Annotated in this window: 22 protein-coding genes and 1 riboswitch; of the genes, 9 read left to right on the top strand and 13 right to left on the bottom strand. The window is 64.4% G+C overall.

All coding sequences use genetic code 11. The features are described from left to right. Positions 1-199: 199 nt before the first annotated feature. A complete protein-coding gene (locus tag PG883_RS10450) occupies positions 200-820 on the top strand; it encodes a DUF4145 domain-containing protein (RefSeq protein WP_268451468.1) in 621 nt (206 codons plus the stop codon). 492 nt (positions 821-1,312) lie between these two features. Here the strand turns inward: PG883_RS10450 and thiH are convergent, their stop codons facing one another. The 8 genes from thiH to PG883_RS10410 form a co-directional block, all read right to left on the bottom strand. Further along, positions 1,313-2,584, bottom strand: a complete 1,272-nt coding sequence (gene thiH / locus PG883_RS10445) for a 2-iminoacetate synthase ThiH (RefSeq protein ID WP_270807191.1) — start codon at positions 2,582-2,584, stop codon at positions 1,313-1,315. Between the two features lie 35 nt (positions 2,585-2,619). After that, positions 2,620-3,387 (bottom strand): thiazole synthase, encoded by a 768-nt coding sequence (locus tag PG883_RS10440; RefSeq protein ID WP_025202315.1) that lies wholly within the window; start codon positions 3,385-3,387, stop codon positions 2,620-2,622. A gap of 85 nt (positions 3,388-3,472) precedes the next feature. Beyond that, on the bottom strand, positions 3,473-3,679 hold the full coding sequence (thiS, locus tag PG883_RS10435; RefSeq protein WP_005354315.1) for a sulfur carrier protein ThiS: 207 nt from the start codon (positions 3,677-3,679) through the stop codon (positions 3,473-3,475). Further along, complete coding sequence (locus PG883_RS10430; RefSeq protein ID WP_025202316.1) at positions 3,676-4,452, bottom strand: HesA/MoeB/ThiF family protein; 777 nt, start codon at positions 4,450-4,452, stop codon at positions 3,676-3,678. The genes thiS and PG883_RS10430 overlap by 4 nt, the downstream gene beginning before the upstream one ends. Continuing rightward, positions 4,442-6,049 (bottom strand): thiamine phosphate synthase, encoded by a 1,608-nt coding sequence (gene thiE / locus PG883_RS10425; RefSeq protein ID WP_025202317.1) that lies wholly within the window; start codon positions 6,047-6,049, stop codon positions 4,442-4,444. Before thiE ends, PG883_RS10430 begins: the two co-directional genes overlap by 11 nt. After that, positions 6,046-8,088, bottom strand: coding sequence for a phosphomethylpyrimidine synthase ThiC (gene thiC, locus PG883_RS10420; RefSeq protein WP_025202318.1), 2,043 nt, complete (start codon positions 8,086-8,088; stop codon positions 6,046-6,048). The genes thiE and thiC overlap by 4 nt, the downstream gene beginning before the upstream one ends. Before the next feature lie 263 nt (positions 8,089-8,351). Then, a riboswitch (TPP riboswitch) is annotated at positions 8,352-8,465 on the bottom strand. A 62-nt stretch (positions 8,466-8,527) separates the two neighbouring features. After that, entirely contained in the window at positions 8,528-9,016 is a 489-nt protein-coding gene (locus tag PG883_RS10415; RefSeq protein WP_039040448.1) for a hypothetical protein, read from the bottom strand. A 78-nt stretch (positions 9,017-9,094) separates the two neighbouring features. Next, entirely contained in the window at positions 9,095-9,523 is a 429-nt protein-coding gene (locus PG883_RS10410) for a hypothetical protein (protein ID WP_270807190.1), read from the bottom strand. Positions 9,524-9,613: 90 nt separating this feature from the next. On the opposite strand from PG883_RS10410, the gene PG883_RS10405 reads away from it, so the two are divergent. Continuing rightward, positions 9,614-10,282, top strand: coding sequence for a response regulator transcription factor (locus PG883_RS10405; protein WP_039040446.1), 669 nt, complete (start codon positions 9,614-9,616; stop codon positions 10,280-10,282). Further along, positions 10,279-11,535 (top strand): sensor histidine kinase, encoded by a 1,257-nt coding sequence (locus PG883_RS10400; protein WP_048208915.1) that lies wholly within the window; start codon positions 10,279-10,281, stop codon positions 11,533-11,535. Before PG883_RS10405 ends, PG883_RS10400 begins: the two co-directional genes overlap by 4 nt. Positions 11,536-11,690: 155 nt before the next feature. On the opposite strand, the gene rimK is transcribed toward PG883_RS10400, so the two are convergent. From rimK to metH, 3 genes are all read right to left on the bottom strand, one after another. Then, on the bottom strand, positions 11,691-12,587 hold the full coding sequence (gene rimK / locus PG883_RS10395) for a 30S ribosomal protein S6--L-glutamate ligase (RefSeq protein ID WP_010672657.1): 897 nt from the start codon (positions 12,585-12,587) through the stop codon (positions 11,691-11,693). 191 nt (positions 12,588-12,778) lie between these two features. Continuing rightward, a complete protein-coding gene (locus PG883_RS10390) occupies positions 12,779-13,846 on the bottom strand; it encodes a Gfo/Idh/MocA family oxidoreductase (RefSeq protein ID WP_125117045.1) in 1,068 nt (355 codons plus the stop codon). Between the two features lie 67 nt (positions 13,847-13,913). Then, complete coding sequence (gene metH / locus PG883_RS10385) at positions 13,914-17,609, bottom strand: methionine synthase (protein ID WP_125117044.1); 3,696 nt, start codon at positions 17,607-17,609, stop codon at positions 13,914-13,916. A gap of 204 nt (positions 17,610-17,813) precedes the next feature. Between metH and PG883_RS10380 the strand changes: the two genes are divergently transcribed. Continuing rightward, entirely contained in the window at positions 17,814-19,091 is a 1,278-nt protein-coding gene (locus tag PG883_RS10380) for a cation:proton antiporter (RefSeq protein WP_125117043.1), read from the top strand. A gap of 471 nt (positions 19,092-19,562) precedes the next feature. Beyond that, positions 19,563-19,739: a hypothetical protein gene (locus PG883_RS10375; RefSeq protein WP_010672653.1), complete on the top strand. Its 177-nt coding sequence runs from the start codon at positions 19,563-19,565 to the stop codon at positions 19,737-19,739. A 103-nt stretch (positions 19,740-19,842) separates the two neighbouring features. Here the strand turns inward: PG883_RS10375 and PG883_RS10370 are convergent, their stop codons facing one another. After that, the gene (locus PG883_RS10370; RefSeq protein WP_049637292.1) at positions 19,843-20,364 is read right to left on the bottom strand and encodes a GNAT family N-acetyltransferase; all 522 of its coding nucleotides are present in this window, start codon (positions 20,362-20,364) and stop codon (positions 19,843-19,845) included. A 140-nt stretch (positions 20,365-20,504) separates the two neighbouring features. Here PG883_RS10370 and PG883_RS10365 point away from each other — a divergent pair, with 140 nt between their 5' ends. Together PG883_RS10365 and ypfJ are read left to right on the top strand one after the other, a co-directional pair. Beyond that, the gene (locus PG883_RS10365) at positions 20,505-20,768 is read left to right on the top strand and encodes a hypothetical protein (protein WP_039040440.1); all 264 of its coding nucleotides are present in this window, start codon (positions 20,505-20,507) and stop codon (positions 20,766-20,768) included. 74 nt (positions 20,769-20,842) lie between these two features. Beyond that, the gene (ypfJ, locus tag PG883_RS10360) at positions 20,843-21,697 is read left to right on the top strand and encodes a KPN_02809 family neutral zinc metallopeptidase (RefSeq protein WP_104455134.1); all 855 of its coding nucleotides are present in this window, start codon (positions 20,843-20,845) and stop codon (positions 21,695-21,697) included. A gap of 73 nt (positions 21,698-21,770) precedes the next feature. Here ypfJ and PG883_RS10355 read toward each other — a convergent pair whose 3' ends face one another. Continuing rightward, on the bottom strand, positions 21,771-22,448 hold the full coding sequence (locus PG883_RS10355; protein ID WP_103261575.1) for an ATP-binding protein: 678 nt from the start codon (positions 22,446-22,448) through the stop codon (positions 21,771-21,773). Between the two features lie 154 nt (positions 22,449-22,602). Here PG883_RS10355 and PG883_RS10350 point away from each other — a divergent pair, with 154 nt between their 5' ends. Further along, positions 22,603-23,919 (top strand): MFS transporter, encoded by a 1,317-nt coding sequence (locus PG883_RS10350; protein WP_270807189.1) that lies wholly within the window; start codon positions 22,603-22,605, stop codon positions 23,917-23,919. Between the two features lie 120 nt (positions 23,920-24,039). After that, on the top strand, positions 24,040-24,762 hold the full coding sequence (locus PG883_RS10345; protein WP_125117034.1) for a MarC family NAAT transporter: 723 nt from the start codon (positions 24,040-24,042) through the stop codon (positions 24,760-24,762). Positions 24,763-24,775: the final 13 nt, after the last annotated feature.

Below are 24,775 nucleotides of genomic sequence, written 5' to 3'. Positions count from 1 at the left end.
CAACCTTAGACCGCGCAAATGTTTGGATTTCAGGCAACCGCAGATCGTGTTTGATGAACTACGACAGGTTGCTTGATTTGGCGGGTGTTGCACTTCGGAGTTGAATTCGCGTTTTGGTAACGACCTTGTCTGCACCATCGATAAACCAAGCCAACGGTGTAGCACAGGTTTTGTAAATCAGTCGTCATATGAGGAAACTATGAGCAAATACTACCCACCAGAAGATCAAATGAAGCAATTCCACTGCATCCATTGCGCTGTCTTCGCAAAACAGAAATGGGGCATTCTCTCTTTCGGCTATCACAGCACCAGTAAATCACCGATCTCCGTCTGTCAATGTGAACACTGTGATGGCCTTTCATACTGGTACGAATCACGCATGATCATTCCTGCTGAAGCTCCTGTTGCACCACCACATGCTGACATGCCAGCCTCTGTCATTGATGAATATCATGAGGCACGGAGCATATTTGCTAGATCACCCAGAGCTGCAGTGGCGCTACTACGACTCGCTATCCAGAAACTGATGCCGGAACTAGGCGAAAAAGGCGAAAACATCAACGCCGACATAAAATCGCTTGTTGCTAAAGGACTTCCTGTACAGGTTCAACAAGCTTTCGATTTCTGCCGCGTAGTCGGAAATAATGCTGTTCACCCAGGTGAGATAAATCTAAATGACACTCCCGAAATGGGACAACACCTATTCAATATGATCAATTTCATTATTGAGGACCGAATTACACGCCCCAAACAGATCGCTGAGCTCTACGCACAGCTACCAGAGCCTGCAAGAGTTGCTGTAGAAAGGCGCGATGCTTAACAAATGACGTAGGGGGCAATGAACGACGTGAATTGCACTTGCCTTGACGAATGCGGGATGATTCCACACTAACTTACAAGCGGAGCAATGTGCTCCGCTTATTGCACCTTACGATTCCCCTGAGGTTATGGCGGGCACGGTTTTGGTTCCCACTCTTATTCGCTGAGGCGAGCCCGATTGTCCAGGCCGCGAGACAGGATGTCGAGCGAGCGGCGCCGGGCCATGGATGGCCCGTCGGCGCGTGCCGTCGGACAAGCGGGTGAGCCGAAGGAACCCGATGAAGTAGGGCGAATAAGCGGGGGTGGCCTTTCTTTTGGTGACTTTTCTTTGGCCACGCAAAGAAAAGTTACTCGCCCAAGCCCGAAGGGCGGGCGAAACCCCTTCGAGGTCAGCGGCCTCACGTCCTGCACGGCAAAGCCGTGCCTGCTTGCCACAGGCACGGAGTCTGGCTGGACGCCGGGATGCTAGCGGCAAAGAGGGGCGTGGCCGCCCCTATCGTCCCAAGAAGGGTTCCCAGTCTTTAAACACCGGCTGCAACCCCGCCTGCCGCACGGCGGCGGCCACTTCCCCCACCGGGCGGTCGTCGTGGATGGCGAACTGCTCCAGCTCCTCAGCATCTCCCTCGGCATAGCCACCCGGCTGGGTGCGCGACTCTGCCGACATCTGGGTGATGCCAAGACGCACCGCGCCGTTGCGAAACGTAGCCGATTCGCGGGTGGAGAGGGACAAGTCCAGCGTGGGCGAGAAGAGGCGCCAGGCACAGATTAGCTGGGCGAGCTGGCGATCCGACATGATGACGGCAGGCTCCAGCCCGCCGGTGCAGGGGCGCAGGCGCGGGAAGGAGAGCGAATAGCGGCTCTGCCAGTGGTGGCGCTCAAGCCAGCTCAGATGCTCGGCGACAAAGTAGCTGTCGGCGCGCCAGTCCGATGAGAGACCGATCAGCGCCCCCAGCCCTATCTTGTCAATACCGGCGCGGCCGAGCCGATCCGGCGTGGCGAGGCGCCATGCGATGTCCCGCTTGTTGCCACGCAGATGGTGGCGCGCGTAGGTGGGGGCGTGGTAGGTCTCCTGATAGACCATGACCGAATCGAGGCCGAGGGTCTTGAGCTCGGCATATTCGTCTTGCGAGAGGGGCTGTACCTCCATCGCCACCGTGCTGAAGTGGCGGCGAATGATGGGCATCACTTCGCGAAAATAGCCGAGCCCCACCTTGTGCTCGTGCTCGCCGGTCACCAGCAGCACGCTGTCGAAGCCGCGCGCCTTGATGGCCAGACACTCGCGCTCAATCTCCTCTGCATTCAGGGTCTTGCGCTTCAAGCGGTTGCTCATGGAGAAGCCGCAGTAGGTGCAGTCGTTGGCACACAGGTTCGACAGATAGAGGGGCACATAGAAGCCGATGGTGTTGCCAAAACGCTGGCGAGTCAGCCGCTCGGCCTCGGCTGCCATCTGCGGCAACCAGGCCTCGGCGGCTGGTGAGATCAGCGCTATAAAATCGGCCAGGGTGCGGCGCGGGGTGCTCAGGGCGCGCTCCACGTCCGCGGCAGTCTTGGCGCGGATCTGCATGCCGATATCGTCCCAATCAAGCTCCTGCCAACGATTGGCAAAATCCAACCCCCTCCCGGCCTCCCCCTGGGGAGGGGGAGGAGCGCAGAACTCGCCTCCTTCAAGCACCGAATCAGCCTCTGCCCTCACCCCCAGCCCCTCTCCCAGAGGGAGAGGGGGGCTAAACACATCAGCCTCGGGAGAAACCGAGGAAGAGGCCATTGCCATTGGCTCTCGCCCTGAGCCCACATCATGACTCATAGCGCCCCCAGAAAATCGGTGAGCGGGCTGGAGGCTTGCGCCTGCAGGGCGCGGGCGCCGAGGCCGGCTTCATAGGCGCTACGGCCTGCCTCACAGGCCAACGCAAAGGCGCGCCCCATGGCGACCGGGTCGCCGCTCACCGCGATGGCGGTGTTGACCAGCACGGCGTCGGCGCCGAGCTCAAAGGCGGCGGCCGCGTGGCTCGGCGCACCGATCCCCGCATCCACCACCACAGGCACATTGGCCTGCTCGACGATGATGGAGAGAAACTCCCGGGTCACCAACCCCTGATTGGAACCGATGGGCGCGCCAAGCGGCATCACGGCGGCGCAGCCCACCTCTTCCAGCCGTTTGCAGAGCACAGGATCCGCCCCACAGTAAGGCAGCACCACGAATCCCTCTTTCACCAGCTGCTCGGCGGCTTTCAGCGTCTCGATGGGATCAGGCAAGAGGTAACGAGGATCGGGGTGGATCTCCAGCTTCAACCAGTTCGTCCCCAGCGCCTCGCGGGCCAGGTGGGCGGCAAACACCGCCTCGGCGGCGGTCTTGGCGCCGGAGGTGTTGGGCAGCAGCTTGACCCCGAGTTGCCGAAGGGGCGTGAGGATATCGTCGTGGGCCTTACCCGGTTCGAGCCGCTTGATGGCCATGGTGACCAGCTGGGAGCCACTCGCCTCGATGGCGGTGGCCATCAGATCCGGGCGGGCAAACTTGCCGGTGCCGGTGAAGAGGCGCGAGGAGAAGGTGTGATCGGCAATCTTGAGCATGTCAGCCTCCTGCCACTGCGATAAGAAGAGATGAGGCCCCGCCGCAAGGCAGAGCGCTCGAAGATGGGACTGTGAGCATCATGGATCAGCCTCCGGCAATGGCGGTAAAGAGGTGAAGTTCGTCCCCGTCATTGAGACGGGTCTCGGCCCAGCGGCCACGGGGCAGCACGGCGCCGTTAAGGGCCACCGCCACCCCCTGGGGATTAACTTCTTGCGCGGCCAGCAGGTCGGCCACGCTCTGCCCCGCCGCCAGCGGCTGGGCTTCATCATTGAGTCGAATGGTCAAGGTCATGGGGTGATCTCCTTGTGCGGCCCGCAAACCGGGCAATCGGGATCGGGGGCCAGAGTGAGGGTCTGCCACTGATGGGCCAGCGCATCGAAACGGCGCAGGGTGCCGGCGACCGGGCTAGGCAGGCCAAGCAGCAGTTTCAGCGCCTCCAGCGCCTGCAGGGAGCCCATCACCCCGACCAGCGGGCCGGTGACGCCGCTGGTCTCGCAGCTCTGACTGACTTTCGTATCCTGCGGATAGAGGCAGGCGTAGCAGGCGTGCTCCGTGCTGGAACGCGCCATCAACTGCCCCTGCCAGCCCACAGCGGCGGCGGAGATCCAGAGTTTGCCCTGGGCCACACAGGCGGCGTTGATGGCCTGGCGGGTGGCCAGGTTGTCGCAGCAGTCGATCACCAGATCCACCTCGGCCACAAACTCCGGCAGGCTGGCGGTATCGAGCCGCTGGTTAATGGCAATCAGCTCCACCAGCGGGTTGTGAGCCGCCAACCGCTCGCGGGCCAGCTCGGCCTTGGAGTGGTTGACCGCCTCGCTATCGAACAGGATCTGGCGCGGCAGGTTGCTGGAATCGACCGTATCGCCATCGGCCAGCCACAAGGTGCCCACCCCGGCCCCGGCCAGATAGAGGGCGAGCGGCGAGCCAAGCCCGCCCAGGCCCACGATCAGCACGGATTTGCCTTTCAGCCGCGCCTGACCCGCCTCCCCCACTTCCGCCAGCATCAGCTGGCGGCCGTAGCGCAAATACTCTTCGTCACTGAGAGACGCGGCATCAGAGCGCATGGTCCACCTCTCTTATGGCCGTGGCCGAACGTGGCTCGTCCCCCGCCCCCACGGCGGCGAGCAGCCGCTCGGTCGCACCCTGCCAGTCTCGGCTTCCGGTAATTGCCGAGACCAGCGCGATGCTGCCGACCCCGCTCGCCTTGACCGCCGCCACCCGCTCCTCGCTGATGCCGCCGATGGCGACCGTCGGCCAGTCGCACATCAGGGCGCGGTAACGGTGCAGCCGCACCAGCCCCTGGGGGCGCGAAGGCATCACCTTGGTGTTGGTCGGGAAGATATGGCCGAGCGCGATATAGGAGGGGGCCAGCTCGCGGGCCCGCATCAGCTCGAAGTAGCCGTGGGTGGAGATGCCAAGGCGCAGCCCGGCCGCCTGAATGGCAGCGAGATCGGCGGTCTCCATGTCCTCCTGCCCCAGGTGCACGCCCCAGGCGCCCGCCTCGATGGCCTGCTGCCAGTAGTCGTTGATAAAGAGCCGCGCCCCATGGCGGCGACCGAGCGCGACCGCATCAAAAATGGCCGGTGCCACCTGGGCGGCGGGTAGACCCTTGATGCGCAGCTGGATCGTCTTGACCCCGGCCCCCAGCAGGCGTTTGAGCCACTTGACCGAATCCACTACCGGATAGAGGCCAAGGCTCTGCTCGGTCGGCGCAAAGGGGCCCTGCGGCAGGCGAGTGCTGCTAGCCTCATACAGGCCGAAATGGCGATCCAGGGTTGAGCCCGCCAGCACGGCACGGGGGAAGTGGGCGAGGCTGGTCGGCCAGCCCAGATGGGCGATGGGGCCGGGGCCCGCCCCCACCCCCTGCGCCGCTGCCAAGCCTTGTTGCAGGTAGGCGCGCGCCAGGGTGATGGCGTCTTCCACCGGGTAGTCCTGCGCCACCACGGCGGCGATGGCGCTGGCGTAGCAGCAGCCGGTGCCGTGACCGTGGCGGGTATCGAGGCGCGGCGCCGCCAACCAGAATTCGCGGCTCTCCTCCTGGTAGTAGTCGAGGCAGAGATCCCCGCCCCATTCAAGGTGGCCCCCCTTCACCAGCACGGCGCGGGCGCCGAGTTCGCGCAGCCTCCGTGCGGCGAGGCGCACCAGCTCGGGGCTGGTGGCGGGCAGGCCGGTCAGGGCTTCCAGCTCGGGGCCGTTGGGGGTAATCAAAGAGAGGCGCGGCAGCAGGTGCTCGCGCACCGCCGCCAGCATGCCGGGCTCGGCCATGGGGGTGCCGGTGCTGGCAATGGCCACCGGGTCGTAGACCACGAAGGGGGCCGGGGTGGCTGCCAGTCGGCGGGCCAGCACCTCCACGTGCAGCCGGGTCGGCAGCAGGCCAATCTTGATGGCGGCAGGTGGCAGATCGACGCTAAGGGCGTCGATCTGGGCGGTGAAGGTCTGCATCAACACGGGGTCGACCATCTTCACCGCCACCGAGTTCTGGGCCGTGATGGCGGAGATGACGGAGCAGCCGTGCACGCCGAGATCGTGCAGGGTGTGCAAGTCGGCCTGAATGCCGGCGCCGCCGCCGGAGTCGGACCCCGCTATGGTCCAGACCACAGGACGGGCCTGCGTCACCGCGGACAGGTCGGCGGGGCTGACAGCCCCGCGCTCGCTGCTCACGCCTCCTCCCCTGCGGCCTGCTTCAGGGTCGCCGCCTGGTGGTAGATCTCGCCGCCGGTCTCCTTGAAGGTCTCGGCCATCCGCGCCATGCCGCTCTCAACGTCGGCCTGCTTGAAGGTCTCCGTCTCCTTACGGGCCATGCCGCTCTCCACCTCGGCCACGACCCGCTCCTGCTGGCCGTCCATGCCCACCAGCTTGATCTCCACCGCTTCCAGCTTGGCGGCGTAGTCGCGCACGTCCTGGGTGATCTTCATGGAACAGAACTTGGGCCCGCACATAGAGCAGAAGTGCGCCACCTTGCCGGACTCCTGGGGCAGGGTCTCGTCGTGATAGGCGCGGGCGGTGTCGGGATCCAGCGCCAGGTTGAACTGATCCTCCCAGCGGAACTCGAAGCGTGCCTTGGACATAGCATTGTCGCGGATCTGGGCGCCCGGGTGGCCCTTGGCCAGATCCGCGGCGTGGGCGGCGATCTTGTAGGTGATTAGGCCCTGCTTCACGTCCTCCTTGTTGGGCAGGCCCAGGTGCTCCTTGGGGGTCACGTAGCAGAGCATGGCGCAGCCGTACCAGCCGATGAGCGCCGCGCCGATGCCGGAGGTGAAGTGATCGTAACCCGGCGCGATGTCGGTGGTGAGCGGGCCCAGGGTATAGAAGGGCGCCTCATGGCAGTGCTCCAGCTGCTCGGTCATGTTGCGCTCGATCATGTGCATGGGCACGTGGCCGGGGCCCTCGATCATCACCTGCACGTCGTATTCCCAGGCAATTTTGGTGAGCTCGCCCAGGGTGCGCAGTTCGGCGAACTGGGCCTCGTCGTTGGCGTCATAGACAGAGCCCGGACGCAGGCCGTCACCCAGCGACAGGCTGACGTCGTAGGCGGCGCAGATCTCGCAGATCTCGCGGAAGTGTTCGTAGAGGAAGTTCTCCTTGTGATGGGAGAGGCACCACTTGGCCATGATGCTGCCGCCGCGCGAGACGATGCCGGTGAGGCGCTTGGCGGTCATGGGCACGAAGCGCAGCAAGACACCGGCGTGGATGGTGAAGTAGTCCACCCCCTGCTCGGCTTGTTCGAGCAGGGTGTCGCGGAACAGCTCCCAGGTGAGGTCTTCGGCGATGCCGTTGGTCTTCTCCAGCGCCTGGTAGATGGGCACGGTACCGATGGGCACCGGGCTGTTGCGCAGGATCCACTCGCGGGTCTCGTGGATGTAGCGGCCGGTGGAGAGATCCATCACGGTGTCGGCGCCCCAGCGGGTGGACCAGACCAGCTTCTCCACTTCCTCTTCGATGCTGGAGGTGACCGCCGAGTTGCCGATGTTGGCGTTGATCTTCACCAGGAAGTTGCGGCCGATGATCATGGGCTCCGCTTCCGGGTGGTTGATGTTGCTGGGGATGATGGCGCGGCCGGCGGCCACTTCATCGCGCACGAACTCCGGCGTGATGTTCTCCGGCAGTCTGGCGCCAAAGCCCTGACCCGGATGCTGGGTGCGCAGCAGCTCGGAGCGAACCCGCTCGCGGCCCATGTTCTCGCGCAGGGCGATAAATTCCATCTCGGGGGTGACGATGCCCGCGCGGGCATAGTGCAGCTGGGTCACCCGGCGGCCCGGCTTGGCGCGGCGGGCGCTCGGCAAGTGTTCGAAGCGCAGGTGATCCAGCCCCTCGTCGGCTAGGCGCTCCTGGGTGAAGGTGGAGCTCAGCCCTTCCAGCGCCTCGGTGTCAGCGCGCTCCAGCACCCACTCCTCGCGCAGGCGCGGCAGACCGCGGCGCACGTCGATGGGGGCGGCGTCTTCCCCATAGGGACCCGAGGTGTCGTACACCGGCACCGGCTCGTTGGGCTCGAACTGGGGGGCTTCCTTGGTGCCGCCAACGAAGGTATCGGCCAGCTGGATCTCCCGCAAAGGCACCCGGATGTCGGGGCGGGAGCCCTGGATAAAGATGCGGCGGGAATTGGGGTGAGCCATCCCCTTGAGGTTGTCGATAAAGGTCTGGGCGCTGGAGCGCTGCTCGCGGCGGCTGGATTTGGTGGTATCAGATACGGAAGTAGACATAGCAAAACTCACATTAACTGGTTGAAGTTATGGGTGTTTGCTTGTCTGGAGTTCGAGGAGAAGATGAACTTGCGGCGGGATGTGCTGGGGGGAGTGAGTCGGGCATGGATCTTCCCTGCTCTGCCGTCCCGGTGTTTCCCTAGTCTGGAAACCCGGCGCCCTAAGGACAACCGGACGGGACAACCTCCCCCTGTGCGCCTGTGGCAGCCAGAGGCGGTCTGCCTCCAGCTGGCGGGAAGGTGTGCCTTCCCCGGCGCGGTAACCCGCAAGTTACCCTTGTTTCCCTTCGCAGGTCTTAACCTGATCAGGTTCCACGGATCCCGAATTAACGGTCTCAGCTTAGCGTCGTTCGACGGTCAGCACTCCGACAAGATGTGCGCCAGTATAAGTGGGGAAATTTAAAGTACAAGCCATTAACAAGGGGAAAGGGAGAGAGGTCTCACTCTTCGGCGTCGAGGGGATCCTCGGGGTCAGGAATGAGGATATCGGTGAGGCGGCCCTCTTCATCCCGGCTCAGCACCAGGCGGCGACCCGGTTGCAGATCGGCGGCGCTGCCGTTGATCCAGCGAGTGTCAGCATCAAACACCAGCACACCGAGATCCTGTAGCAGCAATGCCTGCTGATTATGGGTGAGCAGTCGATCCTCCGCCCGCCGCCAGCTGGCCCCGAGCGCCGGATCCGGCGCCCCGTCGAGCACCCGGATCGTCTCGGCGACGCCGTAGCGGCTCTGGATCGCGAGGTGCATACCGGGCACGAGCCCGTCCGGCTGCGCCACGCCGTGCAGTTCGGCACTGCCGAGCTCCAGCTCAGCCCCCTGGAATTGCAGGCGCACCCCGTCGTTGTGCTCCAGCTCCACCAGCCAGAGCTCGGCGTCGTCGGCAAGGGTGCAGAAGGGCAACAGCAGCAGGCAGAGTGCGGTTCGGGTCATGGCAGGCGGTCCGGGGTCACGGGGTGAGGTTTAACTATGGCCCCGGACGGGCAATTTTTCCCGGTCCGCCCTGACCGGTCAGTCATCCTCCCGGCACTGGCTCAGGCGCATGCCGTCAAACTTGCACTCCAGCTCCAGCCAGCGTCCCTCGAACGGGGAGAGGCTCCCATCCGAGGTGACATAGCCCCAGATCCGTCCCCCTTCCACCGGCCCTTCCAGTTCCATCTCGTCCTCCTCTTCCAGCGCCTCCACCTCGCGAACGAGCCGCCGCGCCCCTGCCGCCGTCTCCTGCACGACCCCTTCCAGATCGACCCAGGTCCCGCCGAGATCGTCCTCATCCAGGCCATCCTTGAAGCGGGTGCGCTCATCGATCACGAAGGGAATGCCATTGACCATCAACTGGCCAAGCTGCCAGGTGGTGCGGCCCGTGAGCTTGAACTCGTCCGCCTGCACCAGACCAAAAGGCAATAGAATCAATAACCAGAAGGCGCAGAGAGACTTCTTCATCGGGGATCCTCGGGGTTACACTGGCACACAGGATGACCCATCCGGTGTGAAATGGCCGTGAAATATCGGCACAGACCAGGAGATCAGAGCATGAAAATACTGGTGGTGGAAGACAGTCCCCAGGTGGCGGAGACCATCATGGACTATCTGGCGCTGGCCGGGCACAGGGTGGATTGCGCCTATCATGGCCAGGCCGCGCTGCAACTGCTGGCCCAGGAGCGCTTCGACGTCATCATCATGGACGTCATGATGCCGCGCCTCGACGGCCTGCGTACCGTGGAGCGGCTGCGTGCGGACGGCATCGCGACCCCGGTGCTCTTTCTCACCGCCCGTGACAGCCTGGAGGACAAGCTGGCAGGCTTTCGGGCGGGGGGCGACGACTATCTGGTCAAGCCGTTCGCCATGGAGGAGCTGGAGGTGCGCCTGGAGGCCCTCAGCCTGCGTGGCCCCAGAGGGGACATGGGCGTGCTCTGCTTTGGCGATCTGACGGTGGATCCCGCCAGCGGCCGCGCCACCCGCGCCGGGGTGGAGCTCAAACTCGGCAAGATCCCGTTCCAGATCCTCACCCTGCTGGTGAAGCGCGCGCCCCAGCTGGTGACGCGCCAGGAGGTGCTCGACACCGTCTGGGGCGACGAGGAGCCCGACTCCGACGCCCTGCGCAGCCACATCTATGCCCTGCGCAATGTACTCGACAAGCCCTTCCCCACCCCCATGCTGGAGACCCTGCACGGCCAGGGCTACCGGCTGGTGACCCCATGACGAACCCGACGCCGCCCCTTGCCTCCGGTCTGCCGAGCCTGCGCCGGCGCCTGGTGCTGGCGCTGGGAGGGGCCGGTCTGCTGCTGCTGGTGATCCTGAGCCTGCTGATGGTGGTGGCCGAGAACAAGATGGAGGAGCTGAGCCTGCGCCACTGGCTGGAGGCGGAGGCAACCCGCTATGACGACGACTGGTTGCGCCTCGGAATGGCGGCCCCCGCCCCCAGCCCGCGCCAGTTCTCCAGCTATTGGACAGAGGCGGGCCGCCTGCCCGCCTGGCTCAAGGCCTACCAGAGCCCAGGCTTCTTCGAGCATCAGCTGGGCCGGGAGGACAAGCACTTCCTGGTACGCGCCCACCCCTCGGGTCAGGGGCTGCTCTATCTGGTGTTCAACGACGATGCGGACGACTACCTGGACCCTTACGAAGCCAAGCTGCATCTGGTGACCCGCCTCATCGGCCTGGCCCTGCTGCTGGGGAGCCTCGCCTTCGGCATCTGGCTGGTGCGTCACATCACCAGGCCGCTGGAGCGGCTGCGCCAGCGGGTCGCCCACCTCACCCCGGATCAGGGGGACTTCGTGCCCGATGCCCCCTGGCAGGAGCTGCGAGAGATAGAGCAGGCGCTGCTGGCGGGCAAGCACGAGGTAGCCGCCGTGTTTGCCCGTGAACAGGAGTTCAGCCGCTTTGCCAGCCACGAGCTGCGCACCCCCAACATGGTGATCCAGGGATCCGCGGCCCTGCTCGGCAAGGTGAATGACCTGCCCGCCCCGGCAGCCCGCGCCGTCAGCCGCATCCGCGCCGCCGCCGACGAGATGGCCCTGCTCACCGAAACCTTCCTGCTGCTGGGACGCAAGGAGGCCGTGGAACGCCCGCCCCAGCAGGTGGCGCCGCTCATTCGCCGGGAGCTGACCCGCCTCGCCCCCCTGCTGCAACGGGAGACGCTGGACATTCGCCTGCAACTGGACGAGGAGAGCGAGGTGCAGGCTCCCCTCTCTCTGCTCGCCATCGCCCTCGGCAACCTCTTGAAAAACGCCCTGAGCTACGCCGAGGGGCACATCGAGATCACCCTGCACGAGCAGGTGCTCACCATCAGCAACCCCACCGCCGCCGCGCCGGATCAGATCCTCGGCTACGGCTGCGGTCTCACCATCATCCAGCGCATCTGCGAGAAGCTGGGCTGGCAAATTGAGACCCATCTGGTGGAGGGGGTCTTCAGCGCCCGGCTGGTGATGATCCCCGGCGCCCCCGGGGCGGCATAGCCCCCTCATTCCCGGCCCTTCTTCCCGGCTGTTCAACACAGTGGGAGAAGGGAGACTCTTCCCGGCAAGCCCGCTGCCTTCCAGCCCACCCCCCCAGATAGCAACAAGGCGCCCGAGGGCGCCCTGTGTTTACCTGTCTGACACTCGTTTGGGACTCATTCCGCCGGCTTGTGCTTGCGGCTCGCCTTGAGCTCGAGGAACTCGATGATCTTGCCCGCCACGTCCTTACCGGAGGCAGCTTCCACCCCCTGCAGGCCGGGGGAGGAGTTCACCTCCAGCACCAGCGGGCCGCGGGCGCTACGCAGAATATCCACCCCGGCCACGTCCAGCCCCATGATCTTGGCGGCCTGCACGGCGGTGGCCCGCTCTTCCGGCGTGATCTTGATGGCTTCGGCGGTGCCCCCCCGGTGCAGGTTGGAGCGAAACTCCCCCGGCTGGGCCTGGCGGCGCATGGCGGCCACCACCTTGCCGTTGACCACCAGGCAGCGGATATCGGCGCCGTTGGCCTCGCGGATGTACTCCTGCACCAGGATGTTGTTGTTGGTCTGGATAAAGGCCTCGATGACGCTCTCGGCGGCCTTCTGGGTCTCGCACAGCACCACGCCAATCCCCTGGGTGCCCTCCAGCAACTTCACCACCAGGGGGGCGCCCCCCACCATGGTGATGAGATCCGGTACGTCGTGGGTGCTGTGGGCATAGCCGGTCACCGGCAGGCCGATGCCGTGACGGGAGAGCAGCTGCATGGCGCGCAGCTTGTCCCGGGAGCGGGAGATGGCCACCGAGCTGTTGAGAGCCATGGTGCTCATCATCTCGAACTGGCGCAGCACGGCGGTGCCATAGAAGGTGATGCTGGCACCGATGCGCGGGATCACTGCGTCATAGCTCTCCAGCTCCCGTCCTTCGTAATGGATGGAGGGGCTGTGGGAGGCGATGTTCATGTAGCAGCGCAGGGTGTCGAGCACCTCGACCTGATGCCCACGGGCCCGGGCCACCTCGACCAGACGGCGGGTGGAGTAGTTGTTGGGCTCACGGGATAAAATGGCAATATTCATGGAAATGGCAGACCTGATAATCGGACTGGAGAGTATAAGGTGCCATGAACGACTGGCAACGCCAATCCTTTCCCCTCACCATGCGCGGTTCTGCAAGAACGGGCAAAAACCGAGAGTGCCGCACTCAAGAACGGACCGTTCTGCAAGACGGCGCCAGCCACCAGCCCTCATGCCGGATGGCGCCAGCGACGTCAATGGGGGCCGCGCAGCCCTTGCTGCAACTCAAGCAGCAGGGCGACCTCCTGCAAACGGCGCGCCGTGGTGCCGGCCCAGCCTCCCAAAGGCACGGGGGCCAGCAGGGTCTGGGCGATGCAGTGGCGATAGAGGGGCCCCTCACGTTGCCAGCCCCGCATCCCGTCGACGTCGTGATGGTGCAGCCACTCCAGGTTGCCGCGGCGAAGCAGCTCGATGCGCCGCCCGTCTTTGAAGTGCAGGCAAAGCCCCTTCTTCTCCACCCTGGGACCGGCATACTTGTCGAGCCAGAGGGTCAGGGGCACCCCTGCCGCCTCGCCGCGCAGGCAGGCCCGCCCCTCGGCGCTCTCCAGATCCCCACACCGGATGGGCTGCCCCAGCCGGTCGCAGACGCCCTCCGCGATCAGGTGCAGGCGGTCGTCCCCACCCAGGGCCACCAGCAGTTCCCGGATCATCGCCAGCAGATGGGTGCCGATGTCGAGGATCACCCCGTCTGGATGGCGCAGGACCCGCCGATCCGGCTCCCCGGTGGCGAAGTTGAGGGCATAGGGATGCCCCGTCTCGTCCAGGCCGCAGGGTTCCAGCAAAAAGCCCTCCACCGCGCTGATATCGGCGAGGGTGGCCAGCCCGACCCCGGCGCCGCCTGGTGCCCGAGGCTGCCAGCCTTCATCCAGTTTGCCGCTCAGCAGCAACTGCTGGACGGCATTGCGGGCCATCCAGTGATCCAGCGCCAGCACCCTGGCTGCGACCTCGGGGTCCGCCAGCAGGGCGTGCAGGCGATCGTGCTGGGCCAGGGTGGCCACCACGGGTTTCTCCACCAGGATGAGGGGAATGGCGCTGGCCAGCGCCTGCTCCAGTACGGGCAGATGCAGCAGGGAAGGCGTGGCGATCACCAGCCGATCCAGGGGTTCGGCCAGCAGGGCTTCCAGGGTCGGCGTAGACATGACGCCGGGCAAGGTGATGGCGGGATCAAAACCCCATATCTCGGTATTTTCCGCCAGTGCGGCGAGTGCAGGCAGATAGGCTGTCTGCACCACAGCCCCCAGACCGACAAATCCAATCTTCATGGCAACCTCGATATGGCGTGCGTACCCGGCGTCTGCCCCGCACCGTGTGAGGCGGGGCAGACGGGGATCAATGCAGGTTGGGCCCCAGCCAGCGTTCGGCCTCTGCCAGGGTCATCCCCTTGCGCATGGCGTAGTCTTCCACCTGATCCTGCTGGATCTGGGCCACGGCGAAGTATTTGCTCTCGGGGTGGGAGAAGTACCAGCCGGATACCGCCGCCCCCGGCCACATGGCGTAGGACTCGGTGAGCTGCATACCGATGGCCTGCTCCACGTCCAGCAGCTCCCAGATGCTCCCCTTCTCGGTGTGCTCCGGGCAGGCCGGGTAGCCCGGCGCCGGACGTATCCCCTGGTAATTTTCGCGAATCAGTTCCTCGTTGCTGAGCGCCTCGTCCGGGGCATAGCCCCAGTGCACTTTGCGCACCTGCTCGTGGAGGTATTCGGCAAAGGCCTCGGCGAGGCGATCGCACACCGCCTGGATGAGAATGGCGTTGTAGTCGTCGTGGTCCGCCTTGTAGGCCTTGGCGATGGCCTCCTCGCCGATGCCGCCGGTCACCGCGAAGGCACCGATCCAGTCGGGCTTGCCGCTCTCTTTCGGCGCCACATAGTCCGCCAGACAGTAGTTGGGGAAGCCCTGCTTCTCGCTTTGCTGGCGCAGGTGGTGCAGCACCTTGCGCACCTGGGTGCGGGACTCGTCGGTGTAGACCTCGATGCTGTCCCCCACGGCGTTGGCGGGGAACAGGCCGACGATGCCGGCGCAGCGCACGCTCTGATCCTTCTCCAGCTGGTCCAGCATGGCGTTGGCGTCGGCGTAGAGGCGCGTCGCCTCCTCCCCCACCACGTCATCCTCCAGGATGCGGGGGAACTTGCCCGCCAGCTCCCAGCTCAGGAAAAACGGCGTCCAGTCGATGTAGGGGCGCAGCACAGAGATGGGCACGTTTTCGAAGGTCTGCACGCCGGGCTCCCGGGGCGCCGGGGGCTCATAGCCCACCCAGTCCAGCTGATGGCGATTGGCGCGGGCGTGGGCCAGGGAGACCGGCTTGGAGCGCGGCTGCTTGCGGGCATGCTGATCCCGGGCAATCTCGTACTCCTTGTCGATGCGGGCCACGAAGGCGGGCTTGAGCTCCGGGCTCAGCAGGCTCTGGGCCACCCCCACGGCGCGGGAGGCGTTGGAGACATAGACCACGGGCTCGGAGTAGTTCTGCTCTATCTTCACCGCGGTGTGGGCCTTGGAAGTGGTGGCTCCGCCGATGAGCAGCGGCAGCTTGAACCCCTGACGCTCCATCTCTTTGGCCACGTGCACCATCTCGTCCAGGGACGGAGTGATGAGGCCCGACAGGCCGATGATATCGGCGTTCACTTCCCGGGCCGTCTTGAGGATGGTCTCGCAGGAGACCATGACCCCGAGATCCACGATCTCGAAGTTGTTGCACTGGAGCACCACCCCGACGATGTTCTTGCCGATGTCGTGCACGTCGCCCTTGACGGTGGCCAGCACGATTTTGCCGTTGCTGGAACCGCCGGACTTCTCCGCCTCGATGTAGGGTTGCAGGTAGGCCACCGCCCGCTTCATCACCCGGGCCGACTTCACCACCTGGGGCAGGAACATCTTGCCGGCGCCGAACAGATCGCCCACCACATTCATGCCATCCATCAGCGGCCCCTCGATGACGTGCAGCGGCTTCTCGGCCTGGGCGCGCGCCTCCTCGGTGTCCTCCTCGATAAAGTCGGTGATCCCCTTGACCAGGGCGTGTTCGAGCCGCTTGCCCACCGGCCAGCTGCGCCACTCCTGATCCCGCGGATCCTCAGCCTGGGCACCCGCGCCGCGATACTTCTCTGCGATGGCCAGCAGCGCCTCGGTGGCGTTGTCGTTGAGGTTCAGCACCACCGCCTCGACCTTCTCTTTGAGCTCGGCCGGGATGTCTTCGTAGATGGCAAGCTGGCCCGCGTTGACGATCCCCATGTCCATGCCGTTCCTGATGGCGTGGTAGAGGAAGACAGCGTGGATGGCTTCGCGCACCGGCTCGTTGCCACGGAAGGAGAAAGAGACGTTGGAGACACCGCCGGAGATCATGGCGTGGGGCAGGTGCGTTTTGATGTCCTTCACCGCCTCGATGAAGTCCACCGCGTAGTTGTTGTGCTCGTCGATGCCGGTCGCCACCGCGAAGATGTTGGGGTCGAAGATGATGTCTTCCGGCGGGAAGCCGACGCGGTCCACCAGAATGCGGTAGGCGCGCTGGCAGATCTCGAACTTGCGGGCCCGGGTATCGGCCTGGCCCACCTCGTCGAACGCCATGACGATGACGGCGGCGCCGTAGCGGCGCAGCAGTTTCGCCTGCTCGATGAATTTGTCCTCCCCCTCCTTCATGGAGATGGAGTTGACCACCGGCTTGCCCTGCACGCACTTGAGGCCCGCCTCCAGCACCTCCCACTTGGAGGAGTCGATCATCACCGGCACCCGGGCGATGTCCGGTTCCCCGGCGATGAGGTTCAGGAAGCGCACCATGGCCGCCTCGGCGTCCAGCATCCCCTCATCCATGTTGATGTCGATGATCTGGGCGCCGTTTTCCACCTGCTGCTTGGCCACGTCCAGGGCCTCGTCGTAGAGCCCTTCTTTTATCAAGCGCTTGAACTTGGCCGAGCCGGTGACGTTGGTCCGCTCACCCACGTTCACGAACATGGAGTCCGCCGTGATGATGAGAGGCTCCAGGCCCGACAACCGACAGGCCACCGGCAGATCCGGCAGGGCGCGGGGCTTGATGCCCGCCACGGCGTCCGCCATGGCGCGGATGTGGGTCGGGGTGGTGCCGCAGCAGCCGCCCACCAGGTTGAGGAAGCCGCTTTGGGCCCACTCGCGGATATGCTCCGCCATCTCTACCGCGTCCAGATCGTACTCGCCAAACGCATTGGGCAGACCGGCGTTGGGGTGGGCGCTGACATGGGTCTCGCTGATGCGGGACAGCTCCTCCACGTACTGGCGCAGCTCGTCCGGCCCCAGCGCACAGTTGAGGCCGAACGAGACCGGTTTGACGTGGCGAAGGGAGTGGTAAAAGGCCTCGGTGGTCTGGCCCGAGAGGGTACGACCGGAGGCGTCCGTGATGGTGCCGGAGATCATCACCGGCAGGCTGTAACCCAGCTCCTCAAACACCAGGTCCACCGCGAAGGCGGCCGCCTTGGCGTTGAGGGTGTCGAAGATGGTCTCGATCAGGATGATGTCGGCACCGCCCTCGATCAGGGCGTGGGTCGATTCGGTGTAGGCGGCCACCAGCTCGTCATAGGTGACGTTGCGCTTGCCCGGGTCGTTCACGTCCGGCGAGATGGAGGCGGTACGGTTGGTGGGGCCCAGTACCCCTGCCACAAAGCGCGGTTTCGCCGGGTCCTTGGCGGTCCACTCGTCCGCCACGGCGCGGGCCAGGCGGGCCGCCTCCCGGTTTATCTCGGCCGAGAGCGCTTCCATCTCGTAGTCCGCCATGGCGATGCGGGTGGCGTTGAAGGTGTTGGTCTCGAGGATGTCGGCCCCGGCGGCACAATACTGGTCGTGGATCTCGCGGATGACGGCGGGACGGCTCAACACCAGCAGGTCGTTGTTGCCCTTGATGTCGGTATGCCAGTTCGCAAACCGCTCGCCTCTATAGTCCGACTCGCCGAGCTTGTAGCCCTGGATCATGGTGCCCATGGCCCCGTCGATGATCAGGATCCGCTCCTTGAGACAGGCTTCCAGCCTGGCTGTGACATCCGCTTTCTTGTTCGACTCTCTGCTCGACACCGCTCGTACCCCTTACATCCATGCAATTGCGTGATGCCCATCCTAGCAGCAATCAAATTAAATGGAAATCTAGCCGTCTATCTGTCCGTGATGACGATTAAATATAACCATAAATAGGTAATGAGCATGATCTAACCCGGGAGTACCCTATGCCCGTCCTCAAGAGGGATACGTGCTTGCTGTTTACCAAAGAGAAAAATAACTATGAGCGTCTACTACACACTCTGCTTCCTGGCAGCGTTGGCGATCTTCATCGCCTTTGCCAACCAGTATGTTGTGAAGATCCAGACCACCATCGCCATCACTGCGGGCTCCATGCTGATCTCCGCGCTGCTAGTGCTGTTTGGCAAACTGGGTTGGTTCAATCTGGAGCCTCTCGCCATCAAGACCATGGAGAGCATCGACTTCCAGAACTTCCTGTTGAAGGGGATCCTGGGCTTCCTGCTGTTCGCCGGCGGGCTTGGCATCAACCTCAAGGCGTTGCGTAGCCAGAAGTGGGAAATCACCATTCTGGCCATAGCCGCCACCCTGCTCTCCACCTTCCTCATCGGCTACGGCTTCTGGTTCATCGCCAAGCTGCTGGGCTGGGATGTGCCGCTGGTCTACTGCATGTTGTTCGGTGCCCTGATCTCCCCCACCGACCCCATCGCCGTACTGGCCATCGTCAAGAAGATGAAGGCGCCACCCCAGATCGCCATCCAGATCGAGGGGGAATCCCTGTTCAACGACGGTGTCGGTCTGGTGATCTTCGCCACCGTGTTTGCCGTGGCGTTCGGCGGCGTCGAGCCCACCTTCGGCAGCGTGGCCGGCCTGTTCCTGCATGAGGCTCTCGGCGGCATCCTGTTCGGCGCCGTGCTGGGTCTCATCGCCCACGTGATGATCAGCGCCACCGATGACGGTTCGCTGGAGCTGCTGCTGACCCTCTGCATCCCCACCGCCGGCTTCGCCTTCGCCAACATGATCGGCGTCTCCGGCGCCCTGGCCATGGTGGTGACCGGCATCATGATCGGCAACTGGACCCGTCATTCCGGCTTCTCCGAGCAGAGCCAGCATCACCTGGATCACTTCTGGGAGTTGATGGATCAGTTCCTCAACGCCCTGCTGTTCCTGCTGATCGGTCTGGCACTGGTGCTGCTGGATCTGGCCTGGCGCGACTGGATCCTGCTGGTCATCGCGGTGCCGCTCTGCCTGGCCGCCCGCTTCATCAGCGTCTCCCTGCCCTATGTGGCGTTCCGCAAGTTCCGCAGCTACAACACCTTCTCGGTGCGCATCCTCACCTGGGGCGGCCTGCGTGGCGGCCTGGCCATGGCCATGGCCCTGGCACTGCCATCCGGTGTCATGATGATCCCGGAACACAACGTCGATCTGCGCCAGGTGATCCTGGTGATGACCTACTCGGTGGTGATGTTCTCCATCGTGGTACAGGGTATGACCATTACTCCCATGATCACCGCCGCCAAGAGGGCCTGTGGCGACGCCTGAGCCCGTCCCTGACCGGCAATGAAAAGGGCTCCCTCGGGAGCCCTTTTGCCGTCCCCGTGGCCGTGAAAAACAGGGAATGACTGGGTGAACGCACAATTAGTGTTTGCTTTTTACACATTTCGAGGAGAGAATGCGCGCCGGCTAGTTAATCAGCCCTGATTATGTTCGCAATGCTTCACCTCACGATGAATCCTGCCAGTACCCGCATAACCTTCTTCTGATTTACTCGCCTTGAGAACCGTTCAGGCTGTCTGCCTGCGTTGCCCGGCTCTCACGGTGCAGACCCGATCTGCCCACTCCCAAGTAGCATCATGCATCCGCGTGGTCCTTGGCGCCTTCCTTGAAAGTGCAGACGCCCCTGAACCGGGCTGGGTATTCCTGCGCGCTCGTCCGCCATCGTGCTGACCGCGCCCATTGACCTGACATTTGCCAATACAAGGAGCAAACACTTAATTTATATAGAGAAATACCATGATGAAACACGTACAAATCCGCAAACCCCTGCGTCGCAGCAAACCCATCAACCTGCCCGTGCAAGAGCACGACGACGATGCGTTCCTGATCCAGTTCAGCACCCGCTTCAGCGGCGGCTTCGCCATCTCCTGTGATGGCATCGCCGGCGAGTTCTCCATCGAAGAGCTCAACTGACCTTGCCTGCCCACCGGCAGCGCCCGATGCAGACAGGCCGCAACTCACGGCGGCCTCCTTGCCTGACGTCATAGTCTGCATGGCCCCGCTCCCAGAGCGGTGGCTAGACCCCGCAAGTCTCCTTGTCCGGCGCCTCCAGCAGCAGGCACTCCTCCTCGCCGGCTCCCAACCTGACCCGTTTGCCCTGACTCAGCCCCAGCTTGGCGAGTAGCCGGACCGAGCGCTCATTGCCCGGGGTGACGATGGCGACCACCCGCTCGATGCCGAGCCGTTCGCGGCCATCTGCCATGGCCGCCCGCGCGGCTTCGATGGCATAACCCTGACCGCGCCAGGCGGGAAGGAAGGCATAGCCGATGTCTTCACAGGGCAGGGTATCGCGCTTGATCAGACCGCAGATGCCGAGCCTGGCCCCGTCTTCCCGCCGCACCACCAGATAGAGTCCGTGACCGTGGCGGGCATAACTGACCGCAGGCCCCTGCTGGATGTAGTTTTCGGCATCCGCCAGGGTACGTACCCCGCGATCGCCGATGTAGCGGTGAAAATCGCCATCGTTGAGCAGTTCGAGAATGAAGGGGGCATCGACAACGGTCAGTTCGCGCAGTTCCAGGCGCTCGGAGAGGATCATGGCATGGGCTCGTTCGGCAGAGAGAGTGTCCAAGACTGCTCTCGCCCCGTCCCCTTGGCAAGACCCGGAGGATATTTTCGCCCCCGGGAGCCGCGTCCCCGCTATACTGCCCACCCCATGGAACAGGCAGGAGAACGGCCATGACCGATACCCCCGAATTTTTTGATGAAGAGACACTGCTGGAGATGGTGGAGAACCAGCTCGCCGACGGCCACCCCCTCCAGGTGAAAGCCACCCTGATGCGCCTGGTGATGAAGGGCACCCCGCGGGAAGAGGCGCTGCAATACATCGCCTGCGCCCTGGGCGCCGAACTCATGGCCATGGAAGCCGAACAGGGCCCCTTCAACCTCGTCCGTTACGGCGAGTTTCTCGACAGCCTGCCCGAGATGCCCTGGGCCGAATGACCCGGGCCGATTAGGCAAGCCCCGGCGCCAGCCATTATCATTACTGCCACCACCAATGACGGGAGTATGGGGATATGCGCTGGCAAGATCGCCGTGAGAGCAACAATGTGGAAGACCGGCGCCAGCAAGGCGGCGGCAACGGGGGCGGCGGCCTGCCCATCGGCGGTAAGGGGCGCCTGATCCTGCTGGTGGTGGTCATGGTGGCGGGGTACTACGGCGTGGACCTCGGCCCCCTGCTGCAGGATCCGGCCCCGCAGAGCCAGCCCCAGCGTCAGAACTCGTCACAGGCTGCCAACGATCCCCTCGCCCGCTTCACCTCGGTGATGCTCGCCTCCACGGAGGACGCCTGGGGCGAGATGTTCCAGCAAAGCGGCAACCGCTATCAGGCCCCCAGACTGGTGCTCTATCGCGGTGCGACCCGCACCGGCTGCGGCCAGGGGCAGTCGGTGATGGGGCCCTTCTACTGTCCGGCTGACAGCACCGTCTACATCGATCTCTCCTTCTATCAGGACATGCGCGACAAGCTGGGGGCCGACGGCGACTTCGCCCAGGGCTATGTGATCGCCCACGAGGTGGGCCACCACGTGCAGAACCTGCTCGGCATCTCCACCAAGGTGCGCCAGCAGCAACAGGGGCTGAGCCAGGTCGCCCAGAACCGGTTGTCGGTCAAGCTTGAACTGCAGGCGGACTGCTTCGCCGGGGTCTGGGGCCACTATATGGAAAAAGAGCAGGTGCTGGAGCGCGGCGATCTGGAAGAGGCGCTCAACGCCGCCCAGGCCATCGGCGACGACAGGTTGCAGCAGCAAGGTCAGGGCCGGGTCGTTCCCGACAGCTTCACCCACGGCACCTCGGCCCAGCGCCTCGCCTGGTTCAAACGCGGTTTTGACAGCGGCAAGCCCGCCACTTGCGACACCTTCGCCGCCCGCTGAAGGGGGCAAACGCAAAGGGGCCGATTCCTCACGGAGCCGACCCCTTTTCTTTCTCACCCGAGGGGGTCTTCCCTCATTCGGGATCCTCCGCCAGCAGATCGGTGAAGACGAAGCCGTCCCGCAGCACCGTCTCCCCCACCCGGATGGGCAGGGGATGCAGGAACATCGGGCCGTCCCAGGCCAGGGTGTGAAACTCCCCGTTCTCGCCGCAGGGATCCACCCCGGCGGGCAGGGCAGCCAGGAAGGCCGGACCGAATTCATGACCACCTAACCCGGCGTCCAGCTTGCCCGGATCCAGGGTACAGACCCTGGCCTTGAGCCCGGCGTCGATCATCGCCTGCGCCAGCTCGGTCGTGTCGCAGCCCCAGAGCGGGAAGAGCGGCGTGATGCCGGTCCCCGCCAGTTGCCGCTCCCGATAGGCGCGCACATCCTCAAGAAAGAGATCCCCGAACGCCATGTGGTGAATGTCCTTGGCCTGCACATCGGCGATGAAGCCCGTCATGATGCGCCCATACTCCTCGTTGCTGCAGGGCCAGGGCAGGTCGATGGTGGTCAGCGGCAAGCCCACGCACTCAGCCTGTGCCAACAACAACTGCTTGCGCACCCCGTGCATGGCCACCCGCTCGAACGCCTGGTTGAGGGTGGTGAACAGCCCCACCACCTCGATGGCCGGATCCTGGCGCAGGCGATGCAAGGCCCAGGCGCTGTCTTTTCCGCTGCTCCAGGAGAGCAGTACCTTTTTCTTCGTCATGATCTCTCCAGCTACTTGCCGCACCGTGCTGCAAGACAGTGTTGCGAATTGTGCGATTTACATTGCGGGACACAAAAGCATACCCTCGTGGGTGAGCGTATCCCCGCAGCACACCGGGGAGAATAACTAAAAAAACGATGGGAAACATAAGGATATGAGTAAAGGCAGCACATCGCACGACCACGGTCGCCCCCTCAATCGACAGGATTACAAGACCCTGAGCCTGGCGGCGCTGGGCGGCGCCCTCGAATTCTACGACTTCATCATCTTCGTCTTCTTCGCCGTGGTCATCGGCGAGCTCTTCTTCCCGGCTGACATTCCCGAGTGGCTGCGCCAGTTCCAGACCTTCGGCATCTTCGCCGCCGGCTATCTGGCCCGCCCCCTGGGGGGCATCATCATGGCCCACTTTGGCGATCTCATCGGCCGCAAGCGGATGTTCACCCTCAGCATCATCCTGATGGCCTTGCCGACCCTGCTGATCGGCCTGTTGCCCACCTACGCCGTGCTCGGCATCGCCGCCCCCCTGCTGTTGCTGCTGCTGCGGATCCTGCAAGGGGCCGCCATCGGCGGGGAAGTCCCCGGTGCCTGGGTCTTCGTGGCCGAACACGTGCCCGCCCGCCGGGTCGGTGTCGCCTGCGGCACCCTCACCGCGGGGCTGACCGCCGGCATCCTGCTCGGCTCCCTGGTGGCCACCGCCATCAACCGTGGCATGAGCCCGGGCGATGTGAGCGACTGGGGCTGGCGTCTGGCCTTCGTGCTCGGCGGCGTGTTCGGCATCGTCGCCATGTACCTGCGCCGCTGGCTGCACGAGACTCCGGTCTTCGCCGAGATGCAGGCCAACAAGTCCCTGGCCGAGGAGCTGCCCCTCAAGACGGTGCTGCGTGAACACAAGGGCAGCGTCGTCGTCTCCATGCTGCTGACCTGGCTGCTCTCCGCCGGCATAGTAGTGGTGATCCTGATGACCCCGACCTATCTGCAGAAGGTGCACGGCATCAGCCCGGCCGATGCCCTGACCGCCAACTCCCTGGCCATCGTCGCCCTCACCCTGGGCTGCATCGTCTATGGCCGGCTGATCGATGCCATCGGCAGCGGTCCTACCTTCATCCTGGGCTCCCTGCTGCTGGCCGGCGCCACTTATACCTTCTACCACAGCCTGGCAGCGGGCACGGATCAGCTGGTGCCCCTCTACATGCTGGCGGGCTTTGCGGTGGGGATCGTCGGCGCCGTGCCCTACGTCATGGTCAATGCCTTCCCGCCGGTGGTGCGCTTCTCCGGGCTGTCGTTCTCCTACAACGTGGCCTACGCCATCTTCGGCGGCCTCACCCCCATGCTGGTCACCCTCTGGATGAAGGAGGACGTGCTGGCCCCCTCCCACTATGTGGTCAGCCTGGCCGCCCTCGGTTTCGTGCTCGGCATCTGGCTCTGGCTGCTCCAGCGCGGCCAACGCCAGGCCACCCCGCAGGCCGCCTGATCCTTCCCAAGCAAGCCCCGCACTGTCGGGGCTTGTTCTTTGCGGATATCATCGACCGGGTGGCGGTCCGCTGCGGACCTGCCAGCTCACCCCAATCCGTCCATCTGCCCGAGGTCCACTATGTTCTTCCAGGTCGTCTTTCTCGCCTTGCTGGCCCTGCTGCCCATGGTCAACCCGCCCACCACGGCCACCCTGCTGCTGGGACTGAGCAAGGGCATGTCCCGCGAGCACATTCGCCGTCAGATCAACATGGCCGCCCTCTATCTGTTCGCCACCCTGTGCGTCAGCTTCTTCATCGGATCCTCCATCCTGGATCTGTTCGGGATCTCCATTCCCGGCCTGCGCCTGGCCGGTGGCCTCATCATCGCCTTCATCGGCTTTCGCATGCTCTTCCCCTCGCCGAACCAGTCTGCCGGGGTCGAGGCCAACCAGAATATCGCCTTCGTGCCCCTCACCATGCCCAGCATGTGCGGACCCGGCACCATGGCGCTGGTGATCAGCGGCGCGGCCCAGATCGCCGAGCTGCCGGCCGAGACCGATCGCGTCGTCATCTATGCCGCCATGGTCACCGCCTTCGCCCTGATGAGCCTGATCAGCTGGGGTGTGCTCAAGCTGGCAGATCCCGTGTGCAAGCTCCTGGGGGCCACCGGCATCGACGCCATGACCCGCATCATGGGCTTCCTGCTGGTGTGCATGGGTATGCAGTTCTGCATCAACGGCGTCAAGGAGGTGGCGCAGGATCCCGTCTTCCATGGTCAGGTGATGGAACAACCCGCTGCCGCCTTGCCGTCCCATGCCGGATCCACCACCCTCGATCATCTCGCCGCGCCGCGCCAGCCCTGATTGAAAACGGTGT

It is taken from the genome of Aeromonas sp. QDB25 (assembly GCF_027707725.1).
Classification (GTDB): Bacteria; Pseudomonadota; Gammaproteobacteria; order Enterobacterales; family Aeromonadaceae; genus Aeromonas; species Aeromonas caviae.
The sequence above is the reverse complement of the archived record's forward strand: the minus strand, read 5'-3'. Positions and strand labels throughout refer to the sequence as shown.